The 5,195-nt window shown below is 72.3% G+C and carries 4 protein-coding genes; 3 read left to right on the top strand and 1 reads right to left on the bottom strand.

All coding sequences use genetic code 11. The features are described 5' to 3' along the window. On the bottom strand, positions 1 to 178 hold a 178-nt coding region (locus G9H71_RS19550; protein WP_166284465.1), incomplete at its 3' end, for an Lrp/AsnC family transcriptional regulator. A 280-nt stretch (positions 179 to 458) separates the two neighbouring features. Here G9H71_RS19550 and ddaH point away from each other — a divergent pair. From ddaH to G9H71_RS19535, 3 genes are all read left to right on the top strand, one after another. Then, the gene (ddaH, locus tag G9H71_RS19545) at positions 459 to 1,235 is read left to right on the top strand and encodes a dimethylargininase (RefSeq protein WP_166284466.1); all 777 of its coding nucleotides are present in this window, start codon (positions 459 to 461) and stop codon (positions 1,233 to 1,235) included. Further along, positions 1,232 to 2,479, top strand: a complete 1,248-nt coding sequence (gene rocD, locus G9H71_RS19540; RefSeq protein ID WP_331273134.1) for an ornithine--oxo-acid transaminase — start codon at positions 1,232 to 1,234, stop codon at positions 2,477 to 2,479. Before ddaH ends, rocD begins: the two co-directional genes overlap by 4 nt. A gap of 189 nt (positions 2,480 to 2,668) precedes the next feature. Further along, a partial coding sequence (locus G9H71_RS19535) for a M12 family metallo-peptidase (RefSeq protein WP_231135134.1) occupies positions 2,669 to 5,195 on the top strand: 2,527 nt, incomplete at its 3' end.

The raw sequence follows: 5,195 nt of genomic DNA, 5'->3' as shown, positions 1-5,195 counted from the left end.
CCGCCGAGTCGACGACGGCGGTGAAGCCGCGGATGACGCCGTCGTCGCGCATCCGGTCCACTCGGCGCTTCACCGCCGGTGCGGAGAGCCCCACGGCCTTGCCGATGTCGGCGTAGCTTGCGCGGCCGTCCCGCTGCAGGGCGACGAGGATCTCCTTGTCCGTCCGGTCCGTCGCCATCCGTCCTCCTCGCGCAACGATTCACCGGCGAAGGCCGCGAAGACGCAACGTTCTGCCGCTCCGACGGCCTCGGATCGTCATTGTGGCGCGCCCGGCTGCTGCCTAGCCTCGACACACCTGCCGCCCGTGTCGCCGGCGCCGCCGACTCCCCCTGCACCGAGGAGCCCTCGTGACGACGATCCCGCTGAGGAGCGAGCGCCCTCCCGGCGCGGGCGCGCTGCCGCAGGTCCCCGCCCAGCCCGCGCGCGCAGCTCGGGCGGCCACCAGGCGCCGCTACCTCATGTGCCGACCGGACCACTTCGCCGTGGCATACGCCATCAACCCGTGGATGCAGGTCGGGACGCCCGTCGACGTGGGCCTCGCGACGCGCCAGTGGGAGGCGTTGCGCCGCACCTACCTCGACCTCGGCCACGAGGTGGAGCTGATCGACCCCGTCCCCGGGCTGCCGGACATGGTGTACGCCGCCAACGGCGGGCTGGTCGTCGGAGGCCGCGCGATCGGAGCTCGGTTCGCGTACCCCGAGCGCGCGGCGGAGGGGCCGGCGTACCTCGACTGGCTCGTGCAGGCCGGGCTGGAAGACGCGCGCGAGCCCGAGCACGTCAACGAGGGCGAGGGCGACTTCCTCGTGGTGGGCGGCCTGATCCTCGCGGGGACCGGGTTCCGTACGTCGCCGGCCGCGCACGCGGAGGTGCAGCGCTTCTTCGGCCGGCGGGTCGTGTCGCTGCAGCTGGTCGACCCGCGCTTCTACCACCTCGACACCGCGCTCGCCGTGCTCGACGACGCGAACGTCGCCTACCTGCCCGAGGCGTTCTCGCTCAGCAGTCGACAGGTTCTGGAATCCCTCTTCCCTGATGCGATCCTCGCCGATGACCGGGACGCCGAGGTGCTCGGCCTCAACGCCGTGTCCGACGGCCGCCACGTGGTCCTCGCCGCTGCCGCCACCGGCCTGGCCACCCGGTTGCGCGCCCACGGCTACGTCCCCGTCCCGGTCGACCTCTCCGAGCTGCTCAAGGGCGGCGGCGGGGTCAAGTGCTGCACCCTGGAGGTACGCCCGTGACCGCGCTCGCCGGGTCCGGCGCCAGCACGTCGGCGGAGCACATCGCGCTCGCCGACGCCCATGCCGCGCACAACTACTCGCCCCTGCCCGTGGTGGTCGCGCAGGCCGAGGGCGCGTGGGTGAACGACGTCGAGGGGCGCCGCTACCTCGACTGCCTCGCGGGCTACTCGGCGGTCAACTTCGGGCACCGCCACCCGGAGCTCGTCGCGGCCGCGAAGGCACAGCTGGACCGCGTGACGCTGGTCAGCCGCGCGTTCCACAGCGACCAGCTCGGGCCGTTCGTCACCGAGCTCGCGGCGCTCGCGGGCAAGGACAAGGTCCTGCCGATGAACACCGGCGCCGAAGCCGTCGAGAGCGGCATCAAGATCGCCCGCAAGTGGGCGTACGACGTGAAGGGCGTCCGGCCGGACACCGCGAACGTCGTGGTCGCGGGCGGCAACTTCCACGGCCGCACGATCAGCATCGTCAGCTTCTCCGACGACCCCTCGGCGCGGACGGGCTTCGGCCCTTACACGCCCGGGTTCCGCCGGGTGCCGTACGGCGATCTGGCCGCCCTGGAAGCCGCCGTGGACGACTCGACCGCGGCGGTCCTGCTCGAGCCCGTGCAGGGCGAGGCGGGCGTGATCGTCCCGCCGCCGGCGTACCTGCCCGGCGTGCGCGCGGTGTGCGACCGGGCCGGCGCGCTGCTGATCGCCGACGAGGTGCAGTCGGGCCTCGGGCGCACCGGGCGCACCTTCGCGTGCGAGCACTTCGGGGTCGTGCCGGACGTCTACCTGCTCGGGAAGGCGCTCGGCGGGGGCATCCTCCCGGTCTCGGCGGTGGTCGCGGACGACGACGTCCTCGGCGTGCTGCACCCCGGCGAGCACGGCTCGACGTTCGGCGGCAACCCGCTCGCGTCCGCGGTCGGGCTCGCGGTCGTCCGGCTGCTTGCCACCGGCTACTACCAGGAGCGGGCGGCCGCGCTCGGCGCCCGGCTCCGCGGCCGGCTGGACGCCCTGCTCGGGCGCGGCGTCGTGGGGGTCCGCAGCCTCGGGCTGTGGGCTGGCGTCGACGTCGACCCGGCGCTCGCGTCCGGGAAGGAGGTCTGCCTCCGGCTGGCCGAGCGCGGCGTGCTCGCGAAGGACACCCACGGCTCGACGATCCGGCTCGCGCCGCCGATCGTGGTCGAGCCCGCCGACCTCGACCGGGCGGTCGACGCGCTCGCCGGCGTCCTCGACGACCTGAGCCGCGCGCCGACCCAGTGACCGAACGACACGGCTCGGATACTCAGCGTTGCACAATCATCCCTGATTGCCTCCGTCAATCACGACGAACCGGATCCTCCTGCGCTCTTCCGGACACGGTGCCTACCCTTGCTCGCCGCAGCTGCGCCGGGCGCCCCACGGGGGCCGGCGCGCTGCGGCGTCTCGTGTCACGACGGAAGGAACCTGCACATGATCGGGTCGATGCGGTCGCACGGCCGCTCGCCACAGAAGGCCCGCCTCGGCGCCCGCGCGCTGCGGGCCGGCCTCCCCGTGCTCGGCGTCGTGCTCGCCGGCTCGGTCCTCCCGCTGCCGGGCACGACCGCGCAGGCGGCCTCGAAGGCCGAAGCGGTCTGGGACAACGTCGGGGACGAGCCCGCGACGACCTACAAGGGCAAGAAGGCCGAGATCGCGGCCGACGACCTCAACGCCGTGAAGCTCGACCGGGGCGACCTGGCCGAGATCCTCGAGGCGGCGCCGGACGAGGCGCCCAGCATCACCGGCTCGGTGCTCGCGCTGCCCAAGCCCGGCGGCGGGTTCGCGCGCTTCTCGGTGAGCGAGTACGCGATGCTCGAGGCGAAGCTGGCGGCGAAGCACCCGGAGATCAGGACCTACACCGGTGTCGGCATCGACGACCCGTCGGCCACCGTGCACGCCGACCTCTCTCCGCTGGGGTTCCACGCCTCCGTCCGCAGCTCCTCCGGCGCGTGGTTCGTCGACCCGTACTACAAGGGCGACCAGAGCCTCTACGTGAGCTACTTCGGGCGGGACCTGGAGAACCCCGACGCACCCTTCGCCGAGAAGGAGGTCTCGGCCACGGCCGCGTCCGTCCTCGCCGAGGGTGACGTCCGTGCCGCCGCCGGCCCGGACATCGGCACGGTGCTCCGGACCTACCGCCTGGCCCTGGTCACCGACCCGACCTACGCCAGCTACTTCGGCTCGGCCAACGTGCTGGCCGCCAAGGTCACCCTGATGAACCGGGTGAACCAGATCTACGAGGACGACCTCGCCGTCCGCATGGTCCTCGTCGACGGCACGGACAAGCTCAACCTCGACACCACGGCCAAGGCCCTCGGCGCGAACGGCCCCTGCGGCGCGGCCCCTTGCTACACCTCCTCGACCAACGCCGGCGGCGTCACCACGACGCAGCTGGACACCTGCGGCAGCGGGACGCTCAGCCGTACCCGGATCGTCCTCGGCCAGCTCATCGGCGCCAGCAACTACGACATCGGCCACATCGGCCTCGGCCGCAACGGCGGCGGTGTCGCGAGCCTCGGCGTCGTCGGCGGCGGCAGCAAGGCGCAGGGGTGCACCGGGCTCCCGACGCCGGTCGGCGACTACTACGCCGTCGACTACGTGGCCCACGAGATCGGCCACCAGTTCTCCGGCAACCACACCTTCAACGGCGCGCAGAGCAACTGCTCCGGCGGCAACCGCAACTCCACCACCTCGGTGGAGCCGGGCTCCGGCTCCTCGATCATGGCGTACGCCGGCATCTGCTGGCAGGACGACCTGCAGCCGCACAGCGACCCGTACTTCTCGGCGTACAGCCAGCAGGAGATGACGGCCTACATCACGAGCTCGCGCCCCGCGATCAACGAGGTGCAGACGGTCTCGCTGCGCGACTTCGACCTCGACGGCAAGGACGCCTTCCAGCTGCTCGTCGACGGCTCGCCGACCGCGCCGATCTACTTCGGCCACAACTACACCGCAGCGGGGATCAAGGCCGCGCTCGAGTCGAGCCCGACGTGGCCCGCCGGCGCGGTCGCGACGGTCGCCCCCTTCGGCAACACCGGCGCGCTCAACGCCTTCGGCTTCCAGGTCACGTTCTCCGGCTCGCTCGCCGGCCAAAACGTCAACCAACTCGGCATCGCTAGCTTCCGCGGCTCCTCCGGCTTCGTCGGCGAGACGGCCAAGGGCGGCCCAGTCGACAACAACGGCTGGCAGATCACGCCCACGGGCAACACGCCGCCGATGGTGTCAACGCCGGAGTCCTTCACGATCCCCTACCGCACGCCGTTCTCCCTGACCGGGGGCGCGACGGATGCCGACGGCCAGCAGCCGTACTACTCGTGGGAGCAGATCGACCTCGGCCGCGGGATCGACCCCGCGACCGGTGCCGCAACCACTGTCGGCACGGCGCTCGTGAACAACCGGAAGATCAACGGCCCGCTCTTCCGCGTCTTCGGCACCCGCGCGAACGTCACGCCGGCGAACACCGTCCTCTACAACTCGCCGGGGGAGAACACCCTCACGACGAACCCGACGCGCGTCTTCCCGGACATGGCGCAGATCCTGGTCAACAACACCAACGCCAAGACCGGTGCCTGCCCCGCCGCCCCGCCGCTGCCGCCGAACAACCAGCGGCCCCCGGCCGTCGACCCGGTCATCGTCGAGTGCTTCTCCGAGTTCCTCCCGACCGCCGACTACGTCGGCCCGATGCACTTCCGCTTGACTGCGCGCGACTTCGCGCCGAACGGCGGTGGCGTCGGCAGCCAGGACACGACGGTGAACCTGGCGCCGGGGACCGGGCCGTTCCTCGTGACCTCCCAGGCCACCTCGGCCGCGGTGAACTACGAGAACGCCCTCCCCGTCACCTGGGACGTCGCCGGCACCGCAGGCGCGCCCATCAACGCGACCGACGTGAAGATCAGCCTCTCCGCCGACGGCGGCGCGACCTTCGCGTACGTCCTCGCCGAGTCCACCCCCAACGACGGCT

Origin of the sequence: Motilibacter deserti, assembly GCF_011250635.1 — a bacterium.
Lineage (GTDB): Bacteria > Actinomycetota > Actinomycetes > Motilibacterales > Motilibacteraceae > Motilibacter_A > Motilibacter_A deserti.
The sequence above is the reverse complement of the archived record's forward strand: the minus strand, read 5'-3'. Positions and strand labels throughout refer to the sequence as shown.

Coding starts and splice junctions, on each gene's coding strand:
- ddaH (WP_166284466.1), top strand. CDS start 459: ATGTGCCGACCGGACCACTTCGCCGTGGCATACGCCATCAACCCGTGG.